We start from the raw sequence: 23,839 nt of genomic DNA, 5'->3' as shown, positions 1-23,839 counted from the left end.
CCTAGGCCCGGAACGGCCCGCGTACCTCGTAGGTGATCCCGCCGGACGAACTCCCGCTCGTGCCCCGCTGGCTGGAGAAGTACAGCCGCGTGCCGTCGGGGGAGAACGCCGGGCCGGTGATCTCCGAGCCCGACTGGCCGTCGACCCGCAGGAAGGGGGCGATCACGTCGTCCGGCGTGATCACGCAGATCTCCATGTTGCCGCCGTCCTCCGCCACGAACAGGTCACCGGAGGAACTGCCGGTGACGTTGTCGACACCGGTCAGCGGTGCCGTGCCGGACGTCACCATGGAGTCGTCGTAGGCCAGTTCGATGGTCTGGGCGGACGCGTCGTACTGCCAGACGCGGTTGTCGCCCTTGGTGGTGAACCAGCAGGTGTCGTCCGCGTAGTAGCAGCCCTCGCCGCCGTTGAAGCGCTTCGCGCCGGAGACCTGGTTCCGGGTGGCCGTGGCGCCGGACGGGTCGGGGACCCGCGCCCACGTCACCGGGCCGCTGGTGGCCGCCCCCGCGACCAGCACCTCCAGCGTGCCGGAGGACAGATCGCCCCAGGTCGTCGGGCGGAAGCGGTAGAAACAGCCGTCGGTGACGTCCTCCGTCAGGTACACGACCCCCCGGGCCGGGTCGGCCGCCGCCGCCTCGTGCTTGAAGCGGCCCATGGCGTCCCGCCGCACCGCGGCCTTCACGCCCCAGGGGTCGGTCTCGTAGACGTAGCCGCGGTCCACCTCCTCGCAGGACAGCCAGGTGTTCCACGGGGTCCGGCCGCCCGCGCAGTTCTGCCGGGTGCCGGAGAGCACGCGGTACGCCGAGGTGATCGCGCCGGTGGACGAGAACCGCACGGCGCTCGCGCCCCCGGAGGGGTTGATCTCCGAGTTGGAGACGTAGATCCAGCCGGAGCCGTCCGCGTAGCAGGCGCCGCCGTCCGGAGCGCTGTGCCAGGTGTACGAGGTGCCGGCGACCTTCTGGCCGGAACGGGCGATCACCCTGCTGGTGAAGCCGGCGGGCAGGCGGATGCCGTTGGCGTCGGGTGAGCCGAGCGCTCCGTAGGGCCCGCCGCCGGGCTGGGCGGGCGCGGCGTACGCGGCACCGCGCCACAGGGTTCCGCCGAGGACGGCCGAGCCGCCGACGACGGCCGTGCGCAGGAGGGTACGACGATCCACTGCTGCCTCCGGGTGTCATGACCTCTCCCGCCGCCGGCCGGCGGCGGGAGCGTGCGGTCACGGACCCTAGGGCAGCCGGGTTGACGGTCCATGGACAACTCGTGACGCCTGGACGGCGCCCCGTACCCCGGGCGGACGGGCACCGCCCGGGCAACGGCTCAGGCGGTCTGGCCGCCGTCCACGACCAGGTCGGTGCCCACCACGGACGACGCGTCGTCCGACGCCAGGTACAGCACGGCCGCGGTGACCTCCTCGACCGACGAGACCCGGCCGAGCGGCGTCTCGGCCCGCATGCGCTCCGCCCGCCCCGCCTCCGTCTCGCCCGGCCGCAGGGACATGGTGGTCGCCGTGGCGCCCGGGCTGACGGCGTTGATGCGGACGCCGTCGGCGATGTGGTCCAGGGCGGCGCCCCGCGTGAGCACCGAGACCGCCGCCTTGGTGGCGGCGTAGGCGGTGGCGCCCGGGCTGCGCTTGTGCAGGCCGAAGGTCGAGGCGATGTTCACGATCGCCCCGCCGGCCGGCTGGGTGCGCATCCGGCGGACCTCCGCCCGGAGGGCGTGGAACACGCCGGTGACGTTGATGCCGAGCTGCGCCTGCCAGTCCTCCTCGGTCAGGTCGGCCAGCGGGGCCCCGCCGCGGAAGACACCCGCGTTGTTGACGGCCACGTCCAGCGAGCCGAAACGGTCCACGGCCGCGTCCACGACGGCCTGTACGTCGGCGGCCCGGGACACGTCGGCGGTGACCGCCAGCGCCTTGCCGCCCGCCTCCTCGATCAGGGCCACCGTCTCGTCGAGCGGCTCCCGCCGGCGCCCGGCGACGACGACGTGCGCGCCCTCCCGGGCGAAGGCGAGGGCGACGGCGCGTCCGATGCCGGAGCCCGCGCCGGTGACAAGGGCGGTCCTGCCGGTGAAGCGCTGGGTGGTCATGAATCTCCCCTTTTTCTTGACCGAACGGTTCATTATGAGGGCGGGAAAGACACCCCTCCGGCGGAGGGGTGTCTCAGTCGAGCAGTGCCAGTGCCTGTTCCGCCGCGTCCCGCACCCGCGCGGGGTCCGCCGACGCCTTGCCGACCACCCGCATGCCCTGGAGCAGTACGAGCAGCATGCGGGCCAGGGTGAGCGGATCGCGGCCGGCGGGCAGTTCGCCCTGGTCCCGGGCGCGGGCGAGCGACGAGTGCAGCACCGTTTCGAGCTGGTCCCAGTTGTCCTCGACCCGCCGCGCGGCGACCGGGTCGTGCGGGGCCAGTTCGGCGGCCGTGTTGGTGACGAAGCAGCCGCGCCCCCGCAGGTCCTCGGCGGCCGACTCGGTGGCGTAGCGCCGCACCAGGGACCGCACGCCCGGCAGGGCGGGGCCCGGCCGGGCCAGGTCCGCCAGCAGGTCCGGCAGCAGCCCCTGCTCGTAGCGCTCCAGCGCCTTCAGGTACAGCTCACGCTTGTTGCCGAAGGTCGCGTAGATGCTGGCGCGCCCGACGCCGAGGTGCTCCACGAGGTCGGACATCGACGTGGCCTCGTAGCCGCGCCGCCAGAACAGCTCCAGGGCTGCCCGCAGTGCGGCGTCCGGGTCGAACTCCTTGGTCCTGGCCATGGGCCGCAGCCTAGGCTCGACTAGAACGATCGGTCAAGAAAACCGCTCAGGCGGCCTTCACCTCGTACGTCGCCACCCGCACCGTCTCGTCGTCCAGGCACTGCCCGGTCGCGAGGTCGAAGCGCTGCTTGAGCAGCGGGGAGGCGACGAAGGGGCGGCCCGCGTGGCTGCCGGTCAGGCCGCGGGAGAGGACGGCCGCGCCGGTGAAGGGGTCGCGGTTGTCGATGGCGTACAGCTCGCCGCGGCGGTCGCGGAACAGGGCCACCTGCCCGCCGTCCGGCAGCAGGGCCGCCACGCCGCGGCCCGGGAGCAGGGCGCCGAGGTCGCAGGCCGCGAACCAGTCGTCCGTCAGCCTCAGTCGGACCTGCGGGCCGGCCGTGTCGGGCGAGAGGGTCCGGGGGGACACGGTCTGGGGTGCCAGGGTCATCGCCGGGTGCTTCCTTCCAGGACGTCTTCCTCGGTGCGCCGCCTGCCGATGGCCAGCAGCGGCAGGTCGGGCTTCATCTGGTCGCGTTCGGGCACGAAGCCCACGACCGGGTCGGGCGTGTCCGGCGCGTTGACGAAGGACACGAACCGGGCCAGCTTCTCGGGGTCGTTGATCGTCTCGGCCCACTCGTCGCGGTAGTGGGACACGTGCGCCCGCATCAGGGACTCCAGCTCGTCGCAGATGCCGAGCGAGTCGTGCACCACCACGTCCCGGACGTGGTCCAGGCCGCCGGGGATGCGCTCCAGCCAGGTGGAGGTGCGCTCCAGCTTGTCGGCGGTGCGGATGTAGAACATCAGGAACCGGTCGATCAGGCGGACCAGTTCGGCGTCGGAGAGGTCCTGCGCCAGCAGATCCGCGTGGCGCGGGGTGGCGCCGCCGTTGCCGCCGACGTACAGGTTCCAGCCGTTGGACGTGGCGATCACGCCGAAGTCCTTCGACTGGGCCTCCGCGCACTCGCGGGCGCAGCCCGAGACCGCCGACTTGAGCTTGTGCGGGGACCTGAGCCCCCGGTAGCGCAGCTCCAGGTCGATCGCCATGCGCACCGAGTCCTGGACGCCGTAGCGGCACCAGGTCTGCCCCACGCAGGACTTCACGGTGCGCAGCGACTTCCCGTACGCGTGCCCCGACTCGAAGCCGGCGTCCACCAGCCGCGCCCAGATCACCGGGAGCTGCTCCACGCGGGCACCGAACATGTCGATGCGCTGACCACCGGTGATCTTCGTGTAGAGCCCGAAGTCGCGGGCGATCTCGCCGATGACGATGAGCTTCTCCGGGGCGATCTCGCCGCCGGGGATGCGCGGCACCACCGAGTACGAGCCGTTCCTCTGGAGGTTGGCCAGGAAGTGGTCGTTGGTGTCCTGCAGGGCCGCCTGCTCGCCCTCCAGGACGTAACCGCTCGCGCCGATCGCCGGGGCGAGGGAGGCGATGATCGAGCCGACCGCCGGCTTGCAGACCTCGCAGCCGTCGCCGCCCCGGGCGCCCTCGCGGCCGTGCCGGTCGAGGAGCTCCTGGTAGGAGGTGATCCGCAGGGCGCGGACGATCTCGTACAGCTCCTCGCGGGTCTGCGCGAAGCAGCCGCACAGGCCCTTGTCGACCTCGACGCCGCTCGCCTCCAGCTCGGCGGTGACGAGCTGGCCGAGCACCTTGACGCAGGAGCCGCAGCCGGTGCCGGCCCTGGTGCACTTCTTCACCTCGGGCACGGTCGTGCAGGAGTGCTCCGTCACCGCGCCGCGGATGGTGCCCTTGGTGACGTTGTGGCAGGAGCAGATCACCGCGTCGTCGGGCAGCGCGGACGGCCCCAGCCGGTCCGGGGCGCCGGCGCCGGCGGGCAGCACCAGGGACTCGGGAGAGACGGGCGGGACCGAGCCGGTGAAGGCGCGCAGCGTGCCGTAGGCCTCCGCGTCGCCCACCAGGATGCCGCCGAGCAGGGTGCCGTCGCGGCCGACGACCAGCTTCTTGTACAGCCCGGCACGGGAGTCGGAGTAGACGACGTCCAGGCAGTCCTCGGCGGTGCCGTGCGCGTCGCCGAAGGACGCCACGTCCACGCCGAGCAGCTTCAGCTTGGTGGACAGGTCGGCGCCCGTGAACGCCGCCTCGTCGCGGGCGATGGTCGCGGCGGCCGTCTCGGCCTGCTCGTACCCGGGGGCCACCAGGCCGTACACCCGGCCGTCGGCGGCCAGCGCGCACTCGCCGATCGCGAACACGTGCGGATCGGTGACGGTGCGGCACTGCTCGTCGACGCTGATGCCGCCGCGCTCGCCGACCGCGAGCCCGCAGTCGCGGGCCAGCTGGTCGCGGGGGCGGACACCGGCGCTGAACACCACCAGGTCGGTGGCGAGTTCGGAGCCGTCGGACAGCTTCATGCCGGTGACGGCGCCGTCGTCGCCGGTCACGATCTCCTGCGTGCCGACGCCCGTGTGGACGGACAGGCCCATCTCCTCGATGGTGCGCAGCAGCGCGGCACCGCCGCCCTCGTCGACCTGCACCGGCATCAGGCGCGGCGCGAACTCCACGATGTGCGAGGTGAGGCCCAGTCCCTTGAGCGCGCCGGCCGCCTCCAGGCCGAGCAGCCCGCCGCCGACGACCGCGCCGGTCGTCGCGTTCCTCGCGTACTCCTCGATGGCGAGGAGGTCCTCGATCGTGCGGTAGACGAAGCAGCCCTCGGCGTCCTTGCCGGGGACCGGCGGGACGAAGGGGTAGGAGCCGGTCGCCAGCACCAGGACGTCGTAGCCGACGCTCAGCCCCGAGCGGGCGGTCACCCGGCGGGCCTCGCGGTCGATCGTCTCGGCCGGGTCGCCGACGTGCAGCTCGATGCCGTGCTCGGCGACGAAGGCCGGGTCGGTCATCGACAGGTCCTCGGGGGTCTTCCCCGAGAAGTACGAGGTCAGCTGGACGCGGTCGTAGGCCGGGCGCGGCTCCTCGCACAGCACGACGACGCGGTGCGTGGCGGTCAGTCCGCGCTCGGCGAGCGCCTCGAGGAAGCGCTGGCCGACCATGCCGTGGCCGACGAGCACGATGGTGGGGGTGGGCCCCGGGGTGGCGGTCATCAGGAGCCTCCGTCGTTGGTGAGCAGGTGGAGCAGGGGGCCGCCGGCGGAGGGGAGCGGCTCTGCTCCCTCCCAGGCGCGCGCCAGCGCGCCGACGGTGCCGAGTTCGCCGACCAGGACCCCGCCCACCAGCCGGTCGTCGCGGACGACGACCTTGCGGTAGGTGCCGCGGGTGGCGTCGGCGAGCTGCACGACGTCGTCGCCGGGGCGGGGGTCGGTCTCGCCGAACGCGGCGAGGTCGAAGGGGCTGTCCGGCCCGGTGAGGGTGAGCCGGGTCAGGGACCGGGTGCCGGTGTAGCGGGCGGCGCGGTCACCGGCCAGCAGGGCGGCCAGCGCGCCGGCCTGTTCGAGGGCGGGCGCGGCCAGCCCGTACACCGTGCCCGCGTGCTCCGCGCAGTCGCCGACGGCACGGATCCGCGGGTCGGAGGTGCGCAGCTCGTCGTCGACGACCACGCCCCTGGCGACCTCCAGGCCCGCCGCCCGCGCGAGCCCGGTCCGGGGGCGCACCCCGCAGGCGAGGACGACCAGGTCGGCGCCGAGGGCGTATCCGTCGGCCATCTCGACCGACCGCACCGCCCCGCCGACCGACCGCACGTCCCGTACCCGGCACTCGGTGTGCACCTCGACGCCGAGGTCCTCCAGGTGGCGCCGGACGAGCGCGGAGGCGGCCGGGTCGAGCTGGCGTTCCATCAGCCGCTCGGACTGCTGGGCGAGGACGACCTGTGCGCCGCGCACGGCCAGCGCGCGGGCGGCGGAGACACCGAGCAGCCCGCCGCCGACGACGACCGCCCGCACCCCCGGCCGCACCGCCTTGGACAGGCCGAGGCAGTCGTCCATGGTGCGGAAGGCGTGCACGCCCTCGGGCAGCTCGCGGTCCGGGGTGAACAGACCGCGCAGCGGCGGGAGCACGGCGTTGGAGCCGGTGGCGAGGACCAGCGTGCCGTACGCGATCACCGAGCCGTCGGCGCAGCGCACCGTCCGCCCGGCCCGGTCGATGCCGGTGACGCGGGCGCGGGTCAGCTCCGCGGGCGCCGGCAGGGCGGTCACCTCGGGGCCGAACCGTCCGGCCAGCACCTCGGCGAGCAGCACCCGGTTGTACGGGCGGTGCTCCTCGTCGCCGACCAGCAGTGCGGGCGTGCCGAGCTCACCGAGCCGCCGGGCGAGCGTCACACCCGCGAGCCCGGCGCCGATCACCACCACACGCGCATTCGAGGTCATGGCAACGAGCGTGCGGTGCGGGTGTTACCCGACGGCATCTCCTCTGTTTCCCACGGGGAACGCTGCCCTCAGCGGGGGCGGGCGAGGGGTGTGAGGGCCACGGCACCCTCCGGGCGGGGCGGCCGGGGGTGTCGGGCCTGTCTGGGCGGGGCGGCCGGGGGTGTCGGGCCTGTCCAGGCGGGGCGGCCGGGGTGCCGGGTCCGTCCGGGTGGGGCGGCCGGGGACGTCGGGCCTGTCCAGGCGGGGCGGCCGGGCAGGGCCCGGCGGGGATGCGGGGCCCGCCGCGAACCTCAGAAGTCCCTCATCTCGATGGACGGCACAACCATCTCGTCCATAGGGTCGCGATCATGCCCGACATATCGCTGACCACGGTCGTCCTGCTGTGCCTCGCCGCCTTCGCGGCCGGTTGGATCGACGCCGTGGTCGGCGGCGGCGGCCTCCTGCTGCTGCCGGCCCTGCTGCTCGGGCTGCCCGCCGGGACCCCGGCCGCGCAGGCCCTCGGCACCAACAAGGCGGTCGCCATCGTCGGCACCACGGGCGCGGCGGTGACCTACGCCCGCAAGGCGCCCGTGGACGTCCGCACGGCCGTACGCATCGGCCTGGCCGCCCTCGCGGGGTCCTCCGGAGGGGCCTTCTTCGCCGCCGGGATGAGCACCGAGGTGCTGAAACCGGTGATCATGGTGGTGCTGCTCGCCGTCGCGGCCTTCGTGATCCTGCGCCCCGCCTTCGGCACCGCACCGGCGCCGGGCCCGGCCACCCGCCGCCAGGTCCTCGCCGCGATCGGCCTCGCGGGTCTCGGCATCGGCTTCTACGACGGCCTGATCGGCCCCGGCACCGGCACCTTCCTGGTCCTGGCGCTCACCGCCGTCCTGCACCTGGACCTGGTGACGGCCTCCGCCACCGCCAAGATCGTCAACTGCTGCACCAACGCGGGCGCCCTCGCCACCTTCGCCTGGCAGGGCGCGGTGCTGTGGCAGCTCGCCGCCCTGATGGCCGTCTTCAACCTCGCCGGCGGCATGTTCGGCGCGCACACGGCGCTCAAGAAGGGCAGCGGCTTCGTCCGCGTCGTTCTGCTGACGGTCGTCTTCGCCCTGGTGGCGAACCTGGCGTACGAGCAGTGGCTGGCCTAGTCCCCAGGGCCTGTCGTTCGGATCACGCCGGCGTCGCGGGGCCCTGGGCGTCCCGCCGCAGGGCCAGCAGTTCCACCACCCCGGTCGTGTCCTCCTCCCCGTGCCCCTCGGCGAGCCGCCGCTCCATCAGCGTCATGTACGGCGCCAGCAGCTCCGTGCTCACCCCCTGCTCCTCGGCCGTGCCCAGCAGCGTCGTGTTGCCCGCCACCTGCATCGCCAGGTTCGAGACGACGTCCTTGCCGTAGTCGCCGCTCTCGATCTGGTCGGCGGCCTTGTGGACCGCGCCGGACATCGCGCCGAGCCACGACACCAGCAGCGGCGCGAAGTCCTTCGGGGCGATGTCCTCGGGGCGGATCAGCGCGAAGGCGTGCATGACGCCCGCGAACATGCCGTTCATCGCGCTCAGCAGGGCCACGTCGTGCAGCGCCGCGAAGCCCGCGTCCTCGCCGACGAAACGGGTGCCGGCCGGGACGGCGAGGGTGTCTTGATGCTCCTCGAACACGGCGGGGGAGCCGCTGTAGAACACGTACCCGCCGGAGCCGGGCTCCCCGATCATCGGCGGTACGGCCATGATCCCGCCGTCCAGGAAACGGGCCCCGCGCGCGGTCGCCCACGCGGCACGGGCACGGCCCTGGGCGGGCGTCCCGGTGGTGAGGTTCACCAGGTCCCGTCCGGTCAGGTCGGCCCCGTCGAGGGCCTCGCCCACCGAGGCGTCGTCGAGCAGGCAGACGATCACCAGACGGCTCGCGGCCACCGCCGCGGCGGCGCTCGGAGCCGGAGTCGCGCCGTCGGCGGCGAGAGCCTCGGCGCGGGCGGGGGTGCGGTTCCAGACGGTCACGGGGTGGCCGGCGGCGAGCCAGGCACGGACGAGGGCGGTGCCCATGGCGCCGGTGCCGAGGACGGTGAGCGGAATACGGGAAGCGGATGCCTTGTCAGTCATGGTGATCAGGCTCCGCCGAGGAGTACGGCCGCTCAAGTACGTACTTCTGAGTGGGTGGTTACCTCGGGGGAAGAGTGCAGGCAGCGGCAGGAAGCGGGGGGCGGGGCATGGGGACGGCACGGCGGCCGGGGGCGTACGTCTGTGGGGTCGACGCGGCGATGGACGTCATCGGCGGCAAGTGGAAGGTGCTGATCCTCTGGGCGCTCGGCGAAGGGACGTGCCGTTTCGGTGCCCTGCGCCGCGAGCTGCCCGGCGTGACGGAGAAGGTGCTCGCCGCGCAGCTGCGGGAGCTGGAGGCCGACGGCATCGTGCACCGCGAGGAGTACGACGAGGTGCCGCCGCGCGTGGAGTACTCGCTGACCGCACGGGGCGCCGCCCTCAACGAAGCGCTGGCGCCGCTCGGCGCCTGGGGGAGGGCGAACGTCCTCGGCGTCTCACCGGCTGCCGGTGAGGTGGGCGAAGACGACCACGTTCCCCTGGTAACCGGTACCGCGTGACCAGCCGCCGCCGCAGGTGATGACGCGCAGTTCCGGCCGGTCCGCCGCCCCGTACACCTTGTCGTCGGGGAAGTCCGTCGCCGCGTACACCTCCACCGCGTCCACGGTGAACACCGCGACGCCGCCGTCGCGCCGGTCGACCTCGATCGCGGCGCCCTTCTCCAGCGCGCCGAGCCGGTAGAAGACGGCGGGGCCCTGCGCGTTGTCGACGTGCCCGGCGACGATCGCGGTGCCCGTCTCGCCGGGTGTGGTGCCCGCCTCGTACCAGCCGGCGAGGTTCTTCTCCTCGGCGGGCGGGACGTCCAGGCTGCCGGCCGGCGTCAGTCCGAGGCCGGTCAGCGGGGCGTCCACGCCGATCACCGGGATGCGGACGCGGTCGGGCGGGGACGGCGGCAGGGCCGGTGCGCCGGGTGCCTCGCGTGCCTGCCCGGTGCCGGCCTGCGCGGCCGACGGCTGAGGCGGCGCCCCGGTCTCCGAGCCGCCGACGAGGAGGAACGCCCCGGAGCAGAGGGCGACCGCGGTGACGGCCGCTATCGCGGTGTTTCCGACCCTGCGCATGACGACCACTCTCCCTCGGGGATCCCCGGCCCCCTCCGGGCCGCGAGGGGCATCGGACCCGGAGGGGGTGGGGAAGTGCGGTACCGCGGACGGGCAGCGGAGGGTGCCCGTCAGATCCCGTCGCCTCTCGCCCGGCGATGCAGGAGCCAGGTACCGCCCGCGGCGGCGACGGCGAGAGCCGCCACGCCGGCCGCGGTCTGCACGGGGTCGGGGCCGAGTGCGCCGCCGACCCCCGTCTTGACGCTTCCTCGGGGGTACACCTGCTCGCGGACCGAGGTCAGCGTGACCACCAGGTCACCCGTCACCCGACGGCCGCTCTCCGCGCACGTGGTGACGATCTCGTACGTCCCCGGCTGCGCGCTCGGCGGTACGTCGAACCGCCCGGTCACCTCGCCCCCCGGCGTGTCCGGCGCCAGCGGGAACCGGCCCGCGCCCACCGCGCCGGCGTCGCCCGTCGCGGAACCGTCCTCGCCGCACGCCGAGGTGGTCACCACGGCCTCCTCACCGGGCACGACCGAGGAGGGGTACACCTCCAGTCGGCCGGTGGCCGCGGCGTCCCCGCCGTACGCGGGCGCGGTGGCGAGTCCCGCGGCCGCGACGGCGAGCGCGGTACCGGTCAGCAGGCGGGCGGTACGTCGCATCGGTGCTCCTTCGAGCTCTTCGGTGGCCCCTGCCCTACCGAGGAAAATGGCAGCGGACGCGCCCCGCTTGTCGAGCGGGGCGCGGGAATGGGATGAACGGGTGTCACCGGCGAGCCCGGCGAGCTCGCCGGTGATCGCGTTCTCGCAGGTCATCACGGCGGTGCGGGGCACCGGAGGAAAAGATCCGGAAGGGTGCGCGGCGCGCGTGTGAACGGGTGATCAGGCGTCGGCCGACGGATGCCGCGGAGACGGACTTGACCTCGAGTTAAGTTGAGGTACCAAGGTGTTCCGCATGACCACAGAGACCGCTCCCCTGCACGTGACCCTGATCGTCGGAAGCAACCGCCACGGCCGTTTCGGCCCCGTCGTCGCCGAGTGGCTCCTGGACCACCTCCGCGACCGCGACGACCTGGTCCCCGAGGTCGTGGACGTCGCCGGGACCGACCTGCCCACGGACCTGGCCCGGACCCCGGAGGCGACCGCCGCGCTGGCGGACGTCACCCCCAAGCTGGCGGCCGCCGACGCGTTCGTCGTCCTCACCCCCGAGTACAACCACTCGTTCCCGGCGGGCCTGAAGAACCTCGTCGACTGGCACTACGGCGAGTGGCGGGCCAAGCCCGTCGGCCTCGTCTCCTACGGCGGCGTCTCCGGCGGCCTGCGCGCCGTGGAGCACCTGCGTCAGGTCTTCGCCGAACTGCACGCAGTGACCGTCCGCGACACCGTCTCCTTCCACAACGCGGGCGCGGCCTTCGACGACGCGGGCACGCTGCGGGACCCCTCCGGGCCGGACGCGGCGGCCAAGACCATGCTGGACGAACTGGTCTGGTGGGGCCGGGCGTTGAAGGAGGCGAGGGAGAAGCGCCCCTACGGCGCCTGACCACCGCGCGGCGGCCGGCGCCCCGGGAAGGGTGCCGGCCGCCGCCGGGTGCCGGTGAGCGCTCAGCCCACGTTCACCGCGCTCCACGCCGCGCCCACCGCGGCGTACTCCGTGCTGTCCGTGCCGTACAGCTCCCCGGCCGCGCTCAGCGTGGCGGCGCGCGCCCCCGCGTAGTCCGTGGACGAGGTCATGTGCACCGTCAGCGCCCGGTACCAGATGGCGCCCAGCTTGTCCCGGCCGATGCCGGTCACCGTGGAGCCGTCGCACGTGGGGGAGTCGTAGGCGACCCCGCCCACGGTCCGCGCGCCGCTGCCCTCGGCCAGCAGGTACGCGAAGTGGTTCGCCACCCCGGACGAGTAGTGGACGTCGAGGTCGCCGACCGAGGAGGTCCAGCAGTCCGCCGAGGCGCCGTCCCGGCTCGGCCGGTCCAGGTAGCGCAGGGCGGTGCGCCCGAAGCCGGAGCGGACGACCTTCTCGCCGATCAGATAGTCCCCGGAGTCCGCGGAGTTGCCCGCGTACCACTCCACCAGCGTGCCGAAGATGTCGGAGGTGGCCTCGTTCAGGCCGCCGGACTCGCCCGAGTAGGCCAGCGCCGCCGTCGACGACGTCACCCCGTGCGACATCTCGTGCCCGGCGACGTCCAGCGACACCAGCGGGCCGAAGGTCGTCCCGTCACCGTCGCCGTACGTCATGCAGAAGCACGTGTCGTCCCAGAAGGCGTTGTTGTACCGGGTGCCGTAGTGCACCCGGTTGTAGGAGCCCTTGCCGTCGCCCGCGATGCCGGTCCGCCCGTGCACGTCGCGGTAGTAGTCCCACGTCACGTCGGTGCCGTACTGCGCGTCCACCGCGGCGGAGGCGCGGTCGGCGGCCGCGCCGGTGCCCCAGTGGTTGTCGGCGTCCGTGAACACCGTCGAGGGCGCGCGGCTGAGGCAGATGGTCAGGAAGCACAGATCGGTCTTGTTCGCCGCGTCGCCCGTGTACGTGCCGCCGCGCGTCGCGTCCTTCAGCTGGTACGCCGAGCCGGACTGCGTCGTCTGCAGCGGCACCGTGCCGCCGTAAAGCGACCTGCCGTCCCCCGAGGCCGACTCGATGGTGTCCCAGGCGTCGATGCGGGCGCCCGTGCCCGCGTCGGTCAGCACCGTGCGCGCGACCGGGTTGCCGAGGGAGTCCAGTGCCGCCGCGTTCGTGCGCCAGGCCAGCTTCGGGGTGCCGTGCAGGGCGTCGACGACCAGTTCGGGCTTGGCGGTGAGGCGCTTCAGGAGCTCGCCCGGATTGGCGGCGCGCAGCGCGTTCGCGGCCAGGTCGGCGGCCCGGGGCGCCGACAGCTTCGGCGTGACGGTGGCCGGGGAGACGGACGTCCGCGTCGCGCGGTCGGCGCCGCGGTAGCCGCCGTCCGGGTCGAGGTGGACGACGAAGTCGCCGCCGAGCACCGGCAGTTCGCGGTAGGTGCGGTCGTAGCGGACGTGCTGGGTGCCGTCCGCGTCGATGATGACGTCACGGACCCGGGTGTCCTGGGCGCCGGTCAGGCCCAGGGCCGTGGCGTGGTCCGCGAGGGCCGCCGCCGCGTGGCCGAGGGCGGCGGCGGGAGTCGGGCCGTCGGCCGCGCCCGCGGTGGGGGCGAGGGCGGTGACCAGGAGGGAGGCGGCGGTGGCGGCGATGCCGACCGTGGCGGGGCGGGATGCTCTGACGCGCCGTATTCGGCTCATCGATCTCCTCGGGACAGGCGCTCTCGGCGCGTGGGGACGCTGGTGCTGACTCGGATTCAAGAGCCCGTCGTATGTCATGTCCATAGCGCTCACGTGGAGATCGTGAGGGGAGAGAATGACCCCGTGGATGCCGAGCACCTGCCGTTCTTCGTCTACGGGACGCTGCGCCCCGGCGGCCCCCACCACGCGCGCTTCCTCAGCGGGCGCACCCGGGCCGAGGGAACCGGCCCGCCTCACCGGCGCCGCGCTGTACCCCGGCCCCGGCTACCCCTACGCCGTCGAGGACGACGGCGTGGTCCGCGGTGACCTGGTCACCCCTCGCCCCGAGGCGTACGACGACCTGCTGGCCGCCCTCGACCGGCTGGAGGAGTACGTGCCGGGCGACCCGCGCAACCTGTACGACCGCGTCGCGAGGGACGTCGTCCGGGACGCCGACGGGACCTCCGTGCGCGCCTGGGTCTACCTCGCCGCCCCGGCGGTCGCCGCCCGGCTGCGGGCACGCGGCGTCCCGATCGAGAGCGGGGACTGGCGGGCCCGGTGACCCGCGCGCCCGGCGGCGCTAGCGCGCCACCGTCTCGACCCGCACCGCGCACACCTTGAACTCCGGCATCCGCGAGGTGGGATCCAGCGCCGGGTTGGTCAGCGTGTTGGCACGGCCCTCTCCGGGCCAGTGGAAGGGCATGAACACGGTGTCGGGACGGATGCCGGTGGTGATGCGGGCCGGCGCCACCGCCCGGCCCCGCCGGGAGACGACGGCCAGCGGGTCGCCCTCCGCCGCCCCGAGCCGCGCCGCGAGCCTCGGGTGCAGTTCCACGAACGGGCCCGGCGCGGCGGCGTTCAGCTCGTCCACGCGCCGGGTCTGCGCGCCGGACTGGTACTGCGACACGACCCGCCCCGTGGTCAGCAGCACCGGGTACTCGTCGTCGGGCTCCTCGGCGCTCGGCCGGTGCGTGACGGTGGCGAAGCGGGCCCGGCCGTCCTCGGTGGCGAAGCGGTCCAGGAAGAGGCGGGGGCTGCCCGGGTGCGGCCGCGTGCCGTCGGTGTCCGGCGCGGGCGCGGGGCACGGCCAGAACACGCCGCTCTCCCGCGCGAGCCGCCGGTAGCTGATTCCCGAGTAGTCCGCGGGCCCGCCCGCGCTGGCCCGGCGCAGCTCCTCGAAGACCTCCTCGGGGTCGACCGGGAAGCCCTTCTCCACGCCGAGCCGCCCGGCCAGCCCGTGCAGCACCTCCAGGTCGCTGCGCACCCCGTCCGGCGGCGTGAGCGCGCGCCGGCGCAGCAGCACCCGTCCCTCCAGGCTGGTCGTCGTGCCCGTCTCCTCGGCCCACTGCGTCACCGGCAGCACGACGTCCGCCAGCGCCGCGGTCTCGGAGAGCACCACGTCGCACACGGCCAGGAAGTCCAGCGACCGCAGCCGCCCCTCGACGTGCGCCGCGCGCGGCGCCGACACCACCGGGTTGGAGCCCATCACCAGCAGCGACCTGACGTCCGTGCCGAGCGCGTCCAGCAACTCGTACGCGCTGCGCCCCGGCCCCGGCAGCGCGTCGGGGTCCACCCCCCACACCTCGGCGACGTGCCGCCGCGCCGCCGGGTCGGTCAGCTTGCGGTATCCCGGCAACTGGTCGGCCTTCTGCCCGTGTTCGCGCCCGCCCTGCCCGTTGCCCTGTCCGGTCAGGCAGCCGTACCCCGACCGGGGCCGCCCGGCCCGCCCGGTCGCCAGGCACAGGTTGATCCAGGCACCCACGGTGTCCGTCCCCTTGGCCTGCTGCTCGGGTCCGCGGGCGGTCAGCACCATCGCCGCCTCCGGCGCGCAGAACAGCCGCACCGCCTCCCGCAGTTCGGGAACGGACACCCCGGTGATCCGTTCCACGTACTCCGGCCAGTGCGCCATCGCCGCCGCCCGCGCCTCCTCCCAGCCCGCCGTGCGCTCCTCGACGTACCGCTCGTCGACCCGCCCCTCGGCGACGACCAGGTGCAGCATGCCCAGCGCGAGCGCCAGGTCGGTGCCCGGCCGGGGCGCCAGGTGCAGGTCGGCCTGCTCCGCGGTCCTCGTGCGGCGCGGGTCGACGACGATCAGCGTGCCGCCGTTCTCCCGCAGCTCGTGGAAGTACCGCAGCGACGGCGGCATCGTCTCCGCCGGGTTCGACCCGACGAGGATCACGCACCCGGTGCGCGGGATGTCCTCCAGCGGGAACGGCAGTCCCCGGTCCAGCCCGAACGCCTTCGTGCCGGCCGCCGCCGCCGACGACATGCAGAACCGCCCGTTGTAGTCGATCTGCGAGGTGCCCAGCACCACCCGGGCGAACTTGCCCAGCGCGTACGCCTTCTCGTTGGTCAGCCCGCCCCCGCCGAAGACCCCGAGCGCGTCCGCGCCGTACTCCTCCCGCGTGCGCGCCAGGTTCCCGGCGATCCGGTCCAGCGCCTCGTCCCACGAGGCCGGCGCCAGCGCGCCGTCACCGCCGCGGACCAGCGGCGAGGTCAGGCGGACCCGCGACGAGAGCAGGGCCGGCGCGGTACGGCCCTTGCCGCACAGCGCGCCCCGGTTCACCGGGAAGTCCGCGCGCTCGGTCACCTCGACGCTCCCGTCGGCGGCGGACGTCAGATTCATCCCGCACTGCAGCGCGCAGTACGGGCAGTGCGTGGGCGTCGAGGTGTTCTGCATGCCGACCAGCCTGCGTCGCCCGTGTTACGCGACCGGGCGGCCGCTTGTTACGCCGCCGGGACGGCGACCTCCCCGCCGCGTCCCGGCCGCGGTGAGGATCGGGCCGCGTCCGGCGGAGCTGCCCTGCTCAGATGCCGACGAGCCGAACACGGTCACCGCACAGACGGGACATGTCATCGACGTCGGAGGTCAGTATGGCAACCGGCCCCGGTTGCCGCAGCGCCATCTCCGCGACCGTCGCGTCGATCGCGTATTTGTGGCCATGCAGACCCGCGGTCCTGAGCAGCTCCGCGGACGCCCTCGCCGCCGCCTCGGTCACCGGCTCGACCCTGACACGCGACAGCGCCCACCGCATCCGAGGCAGGTTCATCCGCGCGTGGCTGACTTCCACAAGGGTGTTGGCTCCGACGACGACGTCGGCGCCCATGGCATGGAACACCTGGAACATCGCGAGGATCTTGCGGTCCTGCGCGACCCAGGCGGAGAGCCCCTCGGAGTCCAGGACAACGGTCTCCACGTGCCCGTTCACGCAGCACTCACCGATCCGTCGGCATCCGTGGTCCCGAAGATCCGGGAGCGGGCCTCCGCCAGTTCCTCCTCGGTGAAGGCCCCGTGCTCCTCCTGATGACGCAGGAGATCGGCGCCGAGCAACTCATGCCGCAGCTGACGCGCCACCGCTTCGGCGACATAGCCCGAGACGTTGTCCGTGAGCTTCTTCAGCTCGGCGACCTGTTCGGTCGGGAGCGTCACCGTGATGCGCGTCGTATCCGCCATGACGCAAGCATACTGCGGTATGCGTGCCGTGGGTCCGCTTCTCACCCTCCGGTGGCCCGCACCGTGAGCCGCCGGAAAACGCCTGTCACCGGCGCGCAACGGTGAAGCAACGTCCGACCGCCACCCTCGGTGCATGACGGCGACGACACTCATGGGCAGAGCGACGAGCACGGCGACCCCCGGCGGCACCCCCGCCCTGGTCGCCGTCGCCCACGGCAGCCGCGACCCGCGCGCACTGAGCACCGTATGGGCCCTCCTCGACCGGGTCCGCGCCCTGCGCCCCGGCCTGCCGGTGCACCTCGGTCACATCGAGCTCAACGCCCCGCTGCTCCCGGACACGCTGACCGCCCTCGGCGACGGGGAGGCGGTCCTCGTCCCCCTCCTCCTCACCCGCGGCCACCACGTCGAACGGGACATCCCCGACATGGCGGCGGCGTGCCCGGCCCGCACCCGCGTGGCCGCCCCGCTCGGCCCGCACCCCCTCCTGGTGGACGCCCTGCACGACAACCTCCTGGAGGCGGGCTGGCCGCTCCACGCCCCCCGGGACGCCGCCGTCGTCCTCGCCTCCGCGGGCTCGCGCGCCCCGGCCTCCCGCGCGGACACGACCCGCACGGCGGCGCTCCTCGCCTCCCGCCTCGGCGTCCCGGTCGTGCCCGCGTACGCCTCGGCGGCCGCCCCGACGGTGCCGGAAGCCGTCCGCACGCTGACCGCGCGGGGCTACCGCCACGTCGCCGTCGCCGCGCACTTCACCGCCCCGGGCCGCTTCGCCACGGAGTGCGCGGCCCACGCCCCCTGGATCGCGTCCGCCCCGCTGGCCACCCACCCGGCGATGGCCCACCTCCTCCTGCACCGCTACGACGAGGCACTGAGAGCGGGCAGCGCTTCCGAACGCCGGGCGCCGGCGACCCCCTAGGGGGCGCGGGACCGTATGGATGTGCGGCTCCGCCGCGTGGGCGCGACCAGCCACAACCGAACCCGCACGCGCCCGGCAGCCGAACCGGGCAGGCCCATGGGCGCCCGACTGTCACACCTTCCGCATACTGTTCACGACATGGAAGGCACCGCATCCCCCACCCCGTACGACCCCACGTCAGTCGCCCGCTGGGCCCCGGAGCCGGACAAACGCCCCGGACGCACCGCCTTCCAACGCGACCGCGCCCGCGTCCTGCACTCCTCGGCCCTGCGCCGCCTCGCCGGCAAGACACAGGTCGTCACGCCGGGCGAGGGCAATCCCCTGTGGGACGCCAGCCCCCGTACCCGCCTCACGCACTCCCTGGAGTGCGCCCAGGTCGGCCGCGAGCTCGGCGCCGCCCTCGGCTGCGACCCGGACCTGGTGGAGGCCGCCTGCCTCTCCCACGATCTCGGCCATCCGCCCTTCGGGCACAACGGCGAGACCGCGCTGAACGAGTTCGCCGAGGACTGCGGCGGCTTCGAGGGCAACGCGCAGTCCCTCAGGCTCCTCACCCGCATCGAGCCCAAGCGCTTCACCGACGAGGGCTCCGTCGGCCTCAACCTCACCCGCGCCGCCCTCGACGCCGCCACCAAGTACCCGTGGTCGCGCGGCGACCACCCCACCGACCCGGCGTCGCCCAAGTTCGGGGTCTACGAGGACGACCGCCCCGTCTTCGCGTGGCTGCGCGAGGGCGCCCCCGCCGGCCGCACCTGCTTCGAGGCGCAGGTCATGGACTGGTCCGACGACGTGGCGTACTCCGTGCACGACGTCGAGGACGGCCTGCACGCCGGTCACATCGACCCGAACTGCCTGCTCGCCGACCCCGAGCGCGAGGCGGTCTTCGAGGTCGCCGTCGGCCGCTACGTCCCCGTCGGCACCGACCACGCCGAGCTGGCCGCCGCCCTCGACCGCCTCCTCGCCCAGGACTGGTGGCCGCACGGCTACGACGGCTCGGCCGTCGCCCAGGCCCGCCTGAAGGACGCCACCAGCCAGCTCATCGGCCGCTTCTGCCTGGCCGCCGAGACCGCCACGCGGGCCGCGTACGGGGGCGGCCGCCTCACCCGGTACACCGCCGAACTGGTCGTCCCCCGCGAGACCCGCATGGAGTGCGCCGTCCTCAAGGCCGTCGCCAACCGCTACGTCATGCAGCGCGACGAGCAGGCCCGGCTCCGCGCCGACCAGCGCGTCGTCGTCGCCGAACTGGCCGAGGCGCTCACCGCCCGCGCGCCCGACGGCCTCGACCCGCAGTTCCGTGCCCTGTTCGACCGGGCCGGCGACGACAAGGCGCGCAAACGGGTGATCGTCGACCAGATCGCCTCCCTCACGGACGCCTCGGCCCGCTCGCTTCACGCCCGCCTGACGGGGCATCAGAGAGACTGACGATGGCCTGATCGGGTCACTCCCCCTTCCCGCGCCACGCCGTGTGCGGGACGCTCGCATCTGGCGGCACCCTGACGAGGAGGCAACAAGTGGTCGACGCGGATCAGACATTCGTCATCGTCGGAGGAGGCCTGGCCGGCGCCAAGGCGGCCGAGACACTCCGCACGGAGGGGTTCACCGGCCGGGTGATCCTCATCTGCGACGAGCGCGACCACCCCTACGAGCGCCCGGCGCTGTCCAAGGGCTACCTGCTCGGCAAGGAGGAACGCGACAGCGTCTTCGTGCACGAGCCCGCCTGGTACGCGCAGCACGACGTCGAGCTGCACCTCGGCCAGACCGTCGTCGCCGTCGACCGTGCCGCGAAGACCGTGCACTACGGCGACGACGGCACCTACGTCCGGTACGACAAGCTGCTCCTCGCCACCGGTGCCGAGCCCCGCCGCCTCGACGTGCCCGGCACCGGCCTGGCGGGCGTCCACCACCTGCGCCGCCTCGCCCACGCCGAGCGGCTCAAGGGCGTCCTCGCCTCCCTCGGCCGGGACAACGGCCACCTCGTGATCGCCGGCGCCGGCTGGATCGGCCTGGAGGTCGCGGCGGCGGCCCGCGAGTACGGCGCCGAGGTCACCGTCGTCGAGCCGGCGCCCACCCCGCTGCACGGCGTCCTCGGCCCCGAGCTGGGCTCCGTCTTCACCGAGCTGCACGAGGCGCACGGCGTCCGCTTCCGCTTCGGCGTGCAGCTCACCGAGATCGTCGGCCAGGACGGCATGGTGCTCGCCGCCCGCACCGACGACGGCGAGGAGCACCCCGCGCACGACGTGCTCGCCGCGATCGGCGCCGCCCCGCGCACCTCGCTCGCGCAGGCCGCGGGCCTGGAGATCGCCGACCGCGCGCACGGCGGCGGCATCGTCGTCGACGAACGGCTGCGCACCTCCGACCCCGACATCCACGCGGCCGGCGACGTCGCCTCCTTCCCGCACGCCCTGTTCGACACCCGGCTGCGGGTGGAGCACTGGGCCAACGCCCTCAACGGCGGTCCCGCCGCGGCCCGGGCGATGCTCGGCAAGGACGTCACCTACGACCGCGTGCCCTACTTCTTCTCCGACCAGTACGACCTGGGGATGGAGTACTCCGGCTGGGCGCCGGCGGGCTCCTACGACCAGGTGGTGATCCGCGGGGACGCCGCGAAGCGCGAGTTCATCGCCTTCTGGGTGAAGGAGGGCCGCGTGCTGGCCGGGATGAACGTGAACGTGTGGGACGTCACGGACCCGATCCAGCGGCTGATCCGGACCCGGGCCCAGGTGGACACGGAGGCGCTCGCGGACCCGCACGTCCCGCTGGAAAACCTCGTCGCCTGAGTGTCCGGCCGCCCCCGTAGAATTCACACGTGGCAGGACGGATCAACGACGAGGACGTGAAGGCGGTACGGGACGCGGTCCCGATCGACGCCGTCGTCTCCGAGTACCTCCAGCTGCGCAACGCGGGCGGCGGCAACCTGAAGGGGCTGTGCCCGTTCCACGACGAGAAGTCGCCGTCCTTCCAGGTCAGCCCGAGCAAGGGACTCTTCCACTGCTTCGGCTGCCAGGAGGGCGGCGACACCATCACGTTCGTGATGAAGATCGACCACCTCACCTTCTCCGAGGCGGTCGAGCGCCTGGCCGGTCAGGCCGGCATCACCCTGCGCTACGAGGAGGGCGGCTACAACCCCGCCCACCAGCGCGGCGAGCGCATCCGCCTGGTCGAGGCCCACAAGATCGCCGCCCAGTGGTACGCGGAGCAACTGGCGACCGGCCCCGAGGCGGACGCCGGCCGCGCCTTCCTCGCCGAGCGCGGCTTCGACCAGTCCGCCGCCCAGCACTTCGGCGTCGGCTACAGCCCCCAGGGCTGGGACCACCTCACCCGCCACCTGCGCGGCAAGGGCTTCAGCGACAAGGAGCTGATCCTCTCCGGGCTCGCCCAGGAGGGCCGCCGCGGCCCCATCGACCGCTTCCGCGGCCGGCTGATGTGGCCCATCCGCGACATCGGCGGCGACGTCGTCGGCTTCGGCGCCCGCAAGCTCTACGAGGCGGACAACGGCCCCAAGTACCTGAACACGCCCGAGACGTCGATCTACAAGAAGTCCCAGGTCCTCTACGGCATCGACCTCGCGAAGAAGGACATCGCGAAGGCCTCCCGCGCGGTCGTCGTCGAGGGCTACACCGACGTCATGGCCTGCCACCTGGCCGGCGTCACCACCGCCATCGCCACCTGCGGCACGGCGTTCGGCGGCGACCACATCAAGATCCTGCGGCGCCTGCTGATGGACAACGGCTCGGCCCGCGTGATCTTCACCTTCGACGGTGACGCGGCCGGCCAGAAGGCGGCCCTGCGCGCCTTCGAGGACGACCAGAAGTTCGCCGCCGAGACGTACATCGCCATCGCGCCCGACGGCATGGACCCCTGCGACCTGCGCCTGGCCAAGGGCGACGACGCGGTCGCCGACCTGGTCGAGCCGCGCACCCCGCTGTTCGAGTTCGCGCTGCGCCAGATCGTCGCCCGCTACGACCTGGACACCCCGGCCGGCCGCGCGGCGGCCCTGGACGAGGCGGCGCCCGTGGTCGCCCGGATCAAGAACAGCGGTGCCCAGCACGAGGTCGCCGTGCAGCTCGCCGGCATGCTCGGCATCCTCGACACCCAGTTCGTGGTCAAGCGCGTCGCCCAGCTGGCCCGCTGGGCCCGCGACCGCGGCGGCAAGGGCCCCGCCCCCGACCAGCGGCAGCGCGGCGGCGGCGACGGCCCGCAGCAGTACGTTCCCGCCGTCCCGGCGGCCCCCCGCGGCCCCGCGCTGAACCTGCGCAACCCGGTCTTCGCCACCGAGCGCGAGCTGCTCAAGCTCGCCCTCCAGCGCCCCGAGCTGGTCTCCCCGGCCTTCGACGCGTACGGCGTGGACGAGTTCACCGCCCCGCCCTACGCGGCCGTGCGCCAGGCGATCCTGGAGGCGGGCGGCGCCGAGTTCGGCGTCCAGGACCCGCAGGACTACCTGGTCCGCGTCCGCGAGGCCGCCCCCGACGACGCCGTCCGCGCCATGGTCACCGAACTCGCCGTCGAGGCGATCATGCGCCGCGTCGTCGACGAGATGTACGCGGGGGAGGTGCTGGTCCGGGTCCGGCGCCGCGCCGTCGAACGGCGTATCCGCGACGTCAACGGCCAGCTGGCCCGCGTCTCCGGCCACGGGGACCCGGCCCAGTACGCCGCCGTGCAGAACGAGCTGTGGGTCCTCCAGCAGTACGACCAGACCCTGCGCGCACACGGCGCCGCCGCGCTGTAGCGCCGCCCCCGGGTCACCGCCGATCAGCAGGCGGTCACGGACCGGACGCAAAAAGTCACCGCACGCCCCTCGTGGCGGCGATGTGTCGTACCCCACACTAAGGGCGGTGCCCGAGTCCTCGGAGCGCGGCCGCTCCGTCCCCGACGGTTCCCACAACCCTCCGGCTGCGTTCAACACGAACGGGACGGACAGCGGCGAGCGCGCCGACTCCGCCCCCGAAGCACCGCTGCCGCCCCCGCCGGCAGCGTCCCTCCTGGAGGTCGCCCCCGTGCAGACCCAGACCCTCGCCCAGACCGACGCGCACCCCGACGGCGCGGAGCCGGACGCGGACACCGGCGCCCTCCTCGCCATGCCTCCCCGGCACCGCGCCGCGCCCGACCCGGAGCCCGCGTCCGTCGACGAGCCGCCCGTCGACGAGCCGCCGGCCGGCGGTGCCGAGGCCGACGAGCCCGAGGAGCACGAGCCGGCCGAGCCGCCGGCGCCCACCCGCACCGAGACCGGCGGGCCCTCCGCCGACCTGTTCCGCCAGTACCTGCGCGAGATCGGCCGGATCCCGCTGCTCTCCGCGGCCGAGGAGGTCGACCTCGCGCGCCGCGTGGAGGCCGGGCTGTTCGCCGAGGAGAAGCTGCGCCTCACCCCCGACCTGGACAGCAGCCTGGCCGTGGACCTGGACCGGCTCGTCGTCCTGGGCCGCCTCGCCAAACGCCGCCTGATCGAGGCGAACCTGAGGCTCGTCGTGTCGGTCGCCAAGCGGTACGTCGGGCGCGGGCTGACCATGCTCGACCTGGTCCAGGAAGGCAACCTGGGCCTGATCCGGGCCGTGGAGAAGTTCGACTACGCCCGCGGCTACAAGTTCTCCACGTACGCCACCTGGTGGATCCGCCAGGCCATGTCCCGCGCGCTGGCCGACCAGGCCCGCACCATCCGCGTCCCCGTGCACGTCGTCGAGCTGATCAACCGGGTCGTCCGCGTCCAGCGCCGCATGCTCCAGGAACGCGGCTACGAACCGACCCCGCAGGAGGTCGCCGCCCACCTGGACCTCCCCCCGGAACGCGTCGGCGAGGTGCTGCGCCTGGCCCAGGAGCCCGTCTCCCTGCACGCCCCCGTCGGCGAGGAGGACGACGTCGCCCTCGGCGACCTGATCGAGGACGGCGACGCCACCAGCCCCGTCGAGTCCGCCGCGTTCCTGCTGCTGCGCGAGCACCTGGAGGCCGTGCTCTCCACGCTCGGCGAACGCGAACGCAAGGTCGTCCAGCTCCGCTACGGCCTGGTCGACGGTCGCCCCCGCACCCTGGAGGAGATCGGCCGCATCTTCGGCGTGACCCGGGAGCGGATACGCCAGATCGAGTCCAAGACCCTCAACAAGCTCCGCGACCACGCCTTCGCGGACCAGCTCAGGGGCTATCTGGACTGACCGGGGGCCCGGACGGC

21 protein-coding genes and 1 pseudogene are annotated in these 23,839 nt (G+C 73.9%); 9 read left to right on the top strand and 13 right to left on the bottom strand.

Translation table 11 applies throughout. The features are described from left to right. Window position 1: 1 nt before the first annotated feature. The 6 genes from ACGF3H_RS03300 to ACGF3H_RS03275 all read right to left on the bottom strand — a co-directional run bounded on the left by ACGF3H_RS03300 (window position 2) and on the right by ACGF3H_RS03275 (window position 6,990). A complete protein-coding gene (locus ACGF3H_RS03300) occupies window positions 2-1,156 on the bottom strand; it encodes an alkaline phosphatase PhoX (RefSeq protein ID WP_362488642.1) in 1,155 nt (384 codons plus the stop codon). A gap of 158 nt (window positions 1,157-1,314) precedes the next feature. Next, window positions 1,315-2,082: a glucose 1-dehydrogenase gene (locus tag ACGF3H_RS03295; protein WP_362488640.1), complete on the bottom strand. Its 768-nt coding sequence runs from the start codon at window positions 2,080-2,082 to the stop codon at window positions 1,315-1,317. 73 nt (window positions 2,083-2,155) lie between these two features. Then, window positions 2,156-2,740, bottom strand: coding sequence for a helix-turn-helix domain-containing protein (locus ACGF3H_RS03290; protein WP_362488638.1), 585 nt, complete (start codon window positions 2,738-2,740; stop codon window positions 2,156-2,158). Between the two features lie 46 nt (window positions 2,741-2,786). Further along, a complete protein-coding gene (gene nirD, locus ACGF3H_RS03285; RefSeq protein ID WP_362488636.1) occupies window positions 2,787-3,167 on the bottom strand; it encodes a nitrite reductase small subunit NirD in 381 nt (126 codons plus the stop codon). Continuing rightward, window positions 3,164-5,773 (bottom strand): nitrite reductase large subunit NirB, encoded by a 2,610-nt coding sequence (gene nirB, locus ACGF3H_RS03280; RefSeq protein ID WP_362488634.1) that lies wholly within the window; start codon window positions 5,771-5,773, stop codon window positions 3,164-3,166. The genes nirD and nirB overlap by 4 nt, the downstream gene beginning before the upstream one ends. Continuing rightward, complete coding sequence (locus tag ACGF3H_RS03275; RefSeq protein ID WP_362488632.1) at window positions 5,773-6,990, bottom strand: FAD-dependent oxidoreductase; 1,218 nt, start codon at window positions 6,988-6,990, stop codon at window positions 5,773-5,775. The genes nirB and ACGF3H_RS03275 overlap by 1 nt, the downstream gene beginning before the upstream one ends. Before the next feature lie 347 nt (window positions 6,991-7,337). Here ACGF3H_RS03275 and ACGF3H_RS03270 point away from each other — a divergent pair, with 347 nt between their 5' ends. Beyond that, on the top strand, window positions 7,338-8,120 hold the full coding sequence (locus tag ACGF3H_RS03270) for a TSUP family transporter (RefSeq protein ID WP_362488630.1): 783 nt from the start codon (window positions 7,338-7,340) through the stop codon (window positions 8,118-8,120). A gap of 22 nt (window positions 8,121-8,142) precedes the next feature. On the opposite strand, the gene ACGF3H_RS03265 is transcribed toward ACGF3H_RS03270, so the two are convergent. Next, entirely contained in the window at window positions 8,143-9,060 is a 918-nt protein-coding gene (locus ACGF3H_RS03265; protein ID WP_362488628.1) for an NAD(P)-binding domain-containing protein, read from the bottom strand. A 107-nt stretch (window positions 9,061-9,167) separates the two neighbouring features. Here ACGF3H_RS03265 and ACGF3H_RS03260 point away from each other — a divergent pair, with 107 nt between their 5' ends. Then, window positions 9,168-9,557: a helix-turn-helix domain-containing protein gene (locus ACGF3H_RS03260; protein WP_362488626.1), complete on the top strand. Its 390-nt coding sequence runs from the start codon at window positions 9,168-9,170 to the stop codon at window positions 9,555-9,557. Here ACGF3H_RS03260 and ACGF3H_RS03255 read toward each other — a convergent pair. Together ACGF3H_RS03255 and ACGF3H_RS03250 are read right to left on the bottom strand one after the other, a co-directional pair. Next, entirely contained in the window at window positions 9,495-10,115 is a 621-nt protein-coding gene (locus tag ACGF3H_RS03255) for a class F sortase (RefSeq protein WP_362488624.1), read from the bottom strand. The two genes, ACGF3H_RS03260 and ACGF3H_RS03255, sit on opposite strands and share 63 nt — an antisense overlap. Window positions 10,116-10,225: 110 nt before the next feature. After that, window positions 10,226-10,756: a hypothetical protein gene (locus ACGF3H_RS03250; RefSeq protein WP_362488622.1), complete on the bottom strand. Its 531-nt coding sequence runs from the start codon at window positions 10,754-10,756 to the stop codon at window positions 10,226-10,228. 292 nt (window positions 10,757-11,048) lie between these two features. Between ACGF3H_RS03250 and ACGF3H_RS03245 the strand changes: the two genes are divergently transcribed. Then, complete coding sequence (locus ACGF3H_RS03245) at window positions 11,049-11,633, top strand: NAD(P)H-dependent oxidoreductase (protein ID WP_362488620.1); 585 nt, start codon at window positions 11,049-11,051, stop codon at window positions 11,631-11,633. Window positions 11,634-11,695: 62 nt separating this feature from the next. Here ACGF3H_RS03245 and ACGF3H_RS03240 read toward each other — a convergent pair whose 3' ends face one another. Next, entirely contained in the window at window positions 11,696-13,339 is a 1,644-nt protein-coding gene (locus tag ACGF3H_RS03240; protein WP_362488618.1) for a M4 family metallopeptidase, read from the bottom strand. A gap of 123 nt (window positions 13,340-13,462) precedes the next feature. Here ACGF3H_RS03240 and ACGF3H_RS03235 point away from each other — a divergent pair. Continuing rightward, window positions 13,463-13,880 (top strand): annotated as a pseudogene (locus ACGF3H_RS03235) (gamma-glutamylcyclotransferase family protein). A gap of 18 nt (window positions 13,881-13,898) precedes the next feature. On the opposite strand, the gene ACGF3H_RS03230 reads toward ACGF3H_RS03235, so the two are convergent. From ACGF3H_RS03230 to ACGF3H_RS03220, 3 genes are all read right to left on the bottom strand, one after another. Beyond that, window positions 13,899-15,998, bottom strand: a complete 2,100-nt coding sequence (locus ACGF3H_RS03230) for a molybdopterin oxidoreductase family protein (RefSeq protein ID WP_362488616.1) — start codon at window positions 15,996-15,998, stop codon at window positions 13,899-13,901. A 127-nt stretch (window positions 15,999-16,125) separates the two neighbouring features. After that, the gene (locus ACGF3H_RS03225; protein ID WP_362488614.1) at window positions 16,126-16,527 is read right to left on the bottom strand and encodes a DNA-binding protein; all 402 of its coding nucleotides are present in this window, start codon (window positions 16,525-16,527) and stop codon (window positions 16,126-16,128) included. Next, window positions 16,524-16,772 carry a hypothetical protein gene (locus ACGF3H_RS03220; protein ID WP_362488612.1) on the bottom strand — a complete coding sequence of 83 codons (249 nt, stop codon included), beginning with the start codon at window positions 16,770-16,772 and terminating at the stop codon, window positions 16,524-16,526. Before ACGF3H_RS03220 ends, ACGF3H_RS03225 begins: the two co-directional genes overlap by 4 nt. Before the next feature lie 133 nt (window positions 16,773-16,905). Between ACGF3H_RS03220 and ACGF3H_RS03215 the strand changes: the two genes are divergently transcribed. From ACGF3H_RS03215 to ACGF3H_RS03195, 5 genes are all read left to right on the top strand, one after another. Beyond that, window positions 16,906-17,685, top strand: a complete 780-nt coding sequence (locus ACGF3H_RS03215) for a sirohydrochlorin chelatase (RefSeq protein WP_362488610.1) — start codon at window positions 16,906-16,908, stop codon at window positions 17,683-17,685. 138 nt (window positions 17,686-17,823) lie between these two features. Next, window positions 17,824-19,104 carry a deoxyguanosinetriphosphate triphosphohydrolase gene (locus ACGF3H_RS03210; RefSeq protein WP_362488608.1) on the top strand — a complete coding sequence of 427 codons (1,281 nt, stop codon included), beginning with the start codon at window positions 17,824-17,826 and terminating at the stop codon, window positions 19,102-19,104. An 89-nt stretch (window positions 19,105-19,193) separates the two neighbouring features. Further along, the gene (locus ACGF3H_RS03205) at window positions 19,194-20,459 is read left to right on the top strand and encodes an FAD-dependent oxidoreductase (RefSeq protein WP_362488606.1); all 1,266 of its coding nucleotides are present in this window, start codon (window positions 19,194-19,196) and stop codon (window positions 20,457-20,459) included. 29 nt (window positions 20,460-20,488) lie between these two features. Beyond that, window positions 20,489-22,408 (top strand): DNA primase, encoded by a 1,920-nt coding sequence (dnaG, locus tag ACGF3H_RS03200; RefSeq protein WP_393582876.1) that lies wholly within the window; start codon window positions 20,489-20,491, stop codon window positions 22,406-22,408. Between the two features lie 106 nt (window positions 22,409-22,514). Next, window positions 22,515-23,822 carry an RNA polymerase sigma factor gene (locus ACGF3H_RS03195; RefSeq protein WP_362488602.1) on the top strand — a complete coding sequence of 436 codons (1,308 nt, stop codon included), beginning with the start codon at window positions 22,515-22,517 and terminating at the stop codon, window positions 23,820-23,822. The last annotated feature ends 17 nt before the right edge of the window (window positions 23,823-23,839 follow it).

Origin of the sequence: Streptomyces sp. NPDC048185, assembly GCF_043202495.1 — a bacterium.
Lineage (GTDB): Bacteria > Actinomycetota > Actinomycetes > Streptomycetales > Streptomycetaceae > Streptomyces.
This window is presented reverse-complemented; position numbering and strand designations above follow the sequence as displayed.

Coding starts and splice junctions, on each gene's coding strand:
- ACGF3H_RS03295 (WP_362488640.1), bottom strand. CDS start 2,082: ATGACCACCCAGCGCTTCACCGGCAGGACCGCCCTTGTCACCGGCGCG.
- ACGF3H_RS03290 (WP_362488638.1), bottom strand. CDS start 2,740: ATGGCCAGGACCAAGGAGTTCGACCCGGACGCCGCACTGCGGGCAGCC.
- nirD (WP_362488636.1), bottom strand. CDS start 3,167: ATGACCCTGGCACCCCAGACCGTGTCCCCCCGGACCCTCTCGCCCGAC.
- nirB (WP_362488634.1), bottom strand. CDS start 5,773: ATGACCGCCACCCCGGGGCCCACCCCCACCATCGTGCTCGTCGGCCAC.
- ACGF3H_RS03275 (WP_362488632.1), bottom strand. CDS start 6,990: ATGACCTCGAATGCGCGTGTGGTGGTGATCGGCGCCGGGCTCGCGGGT.
- ACGF3H_RS03270 (WP_362488630.1), top strand. CDS start 7,338: ATGCCCGACATATCGCTGACCACGGTCGTCCTGCTGTGCCTCGCCGCC.
- ACGF3H_RS03265 (WP_362488628.1), bottom strand. CDS start 9,060: ATGACTGACAAGGCATCCGCTTCCCGTATTCCGCTCACCGTCCTCGGC.
- ACGF3H_RS03260 (WP_362488626.1), top strand. CDS start 9,168: ATGGGGACGGCACGGCGGCCGGGGGCGTACGTCTGTGGGGTCGACGCG.
- ACGF3H_RS03255 (WP_362488624.1), bottom strand. CDS start 10,115: ATGCGCAGGGTCGGAAACACCGCGATAGCGGCCGTCACCGCGGTCGCC.
- ACGF3H_RS03250 (WP_362488622.1), bottom strand. CDS start 10,756: ATGCGACGTACCGCCCGCCTGCTGACCGGTACCGCGCTCGCCGTCGCG.
- ACGF3H_RS03245 (WP_362488620.1), top strand. CDS start 11,049: ATGACCACAGAGACCGCTCCCCTGCACGTGACCCTGATCGTCGGAAGC.
- ACGF3H_RS03240 (WP_362488618.1), bottom strand. CDS start 13,339: ATGAGCCGAATACGGCGCGTCAGAGCATCCCGCCCCGCCACGGTCGGC.
- ACGF3H_RS03230 (WP_362488616.1), bottom strand. CDS start 15,998: ATGCAGAACACCTCGACGCCCACGCACTGCCCGTACTGCGCGCTGCAG.
- ACGF3H_RS03220 (WP_362488612.1), bottom strand. CDS start 16,772: ATGGCGGATACGACGCGCATCACGGTGACGCTCCCGACCGAACAGGTC.
- ACGF3H_RS03215 (WP_362488610.1), top strand. CDS start 16,906: ATGACGGCGACGACACTCATGGGCAGAGCGACGAGCACGGCGACCCCC.
- ACGF3H_RS03210 (WP_362488608.1), top strand. CDS start 17,824: ATGGAAGGCACCGCATCCCCCACCCCGTACGACCCCACGTCAGTCGCC.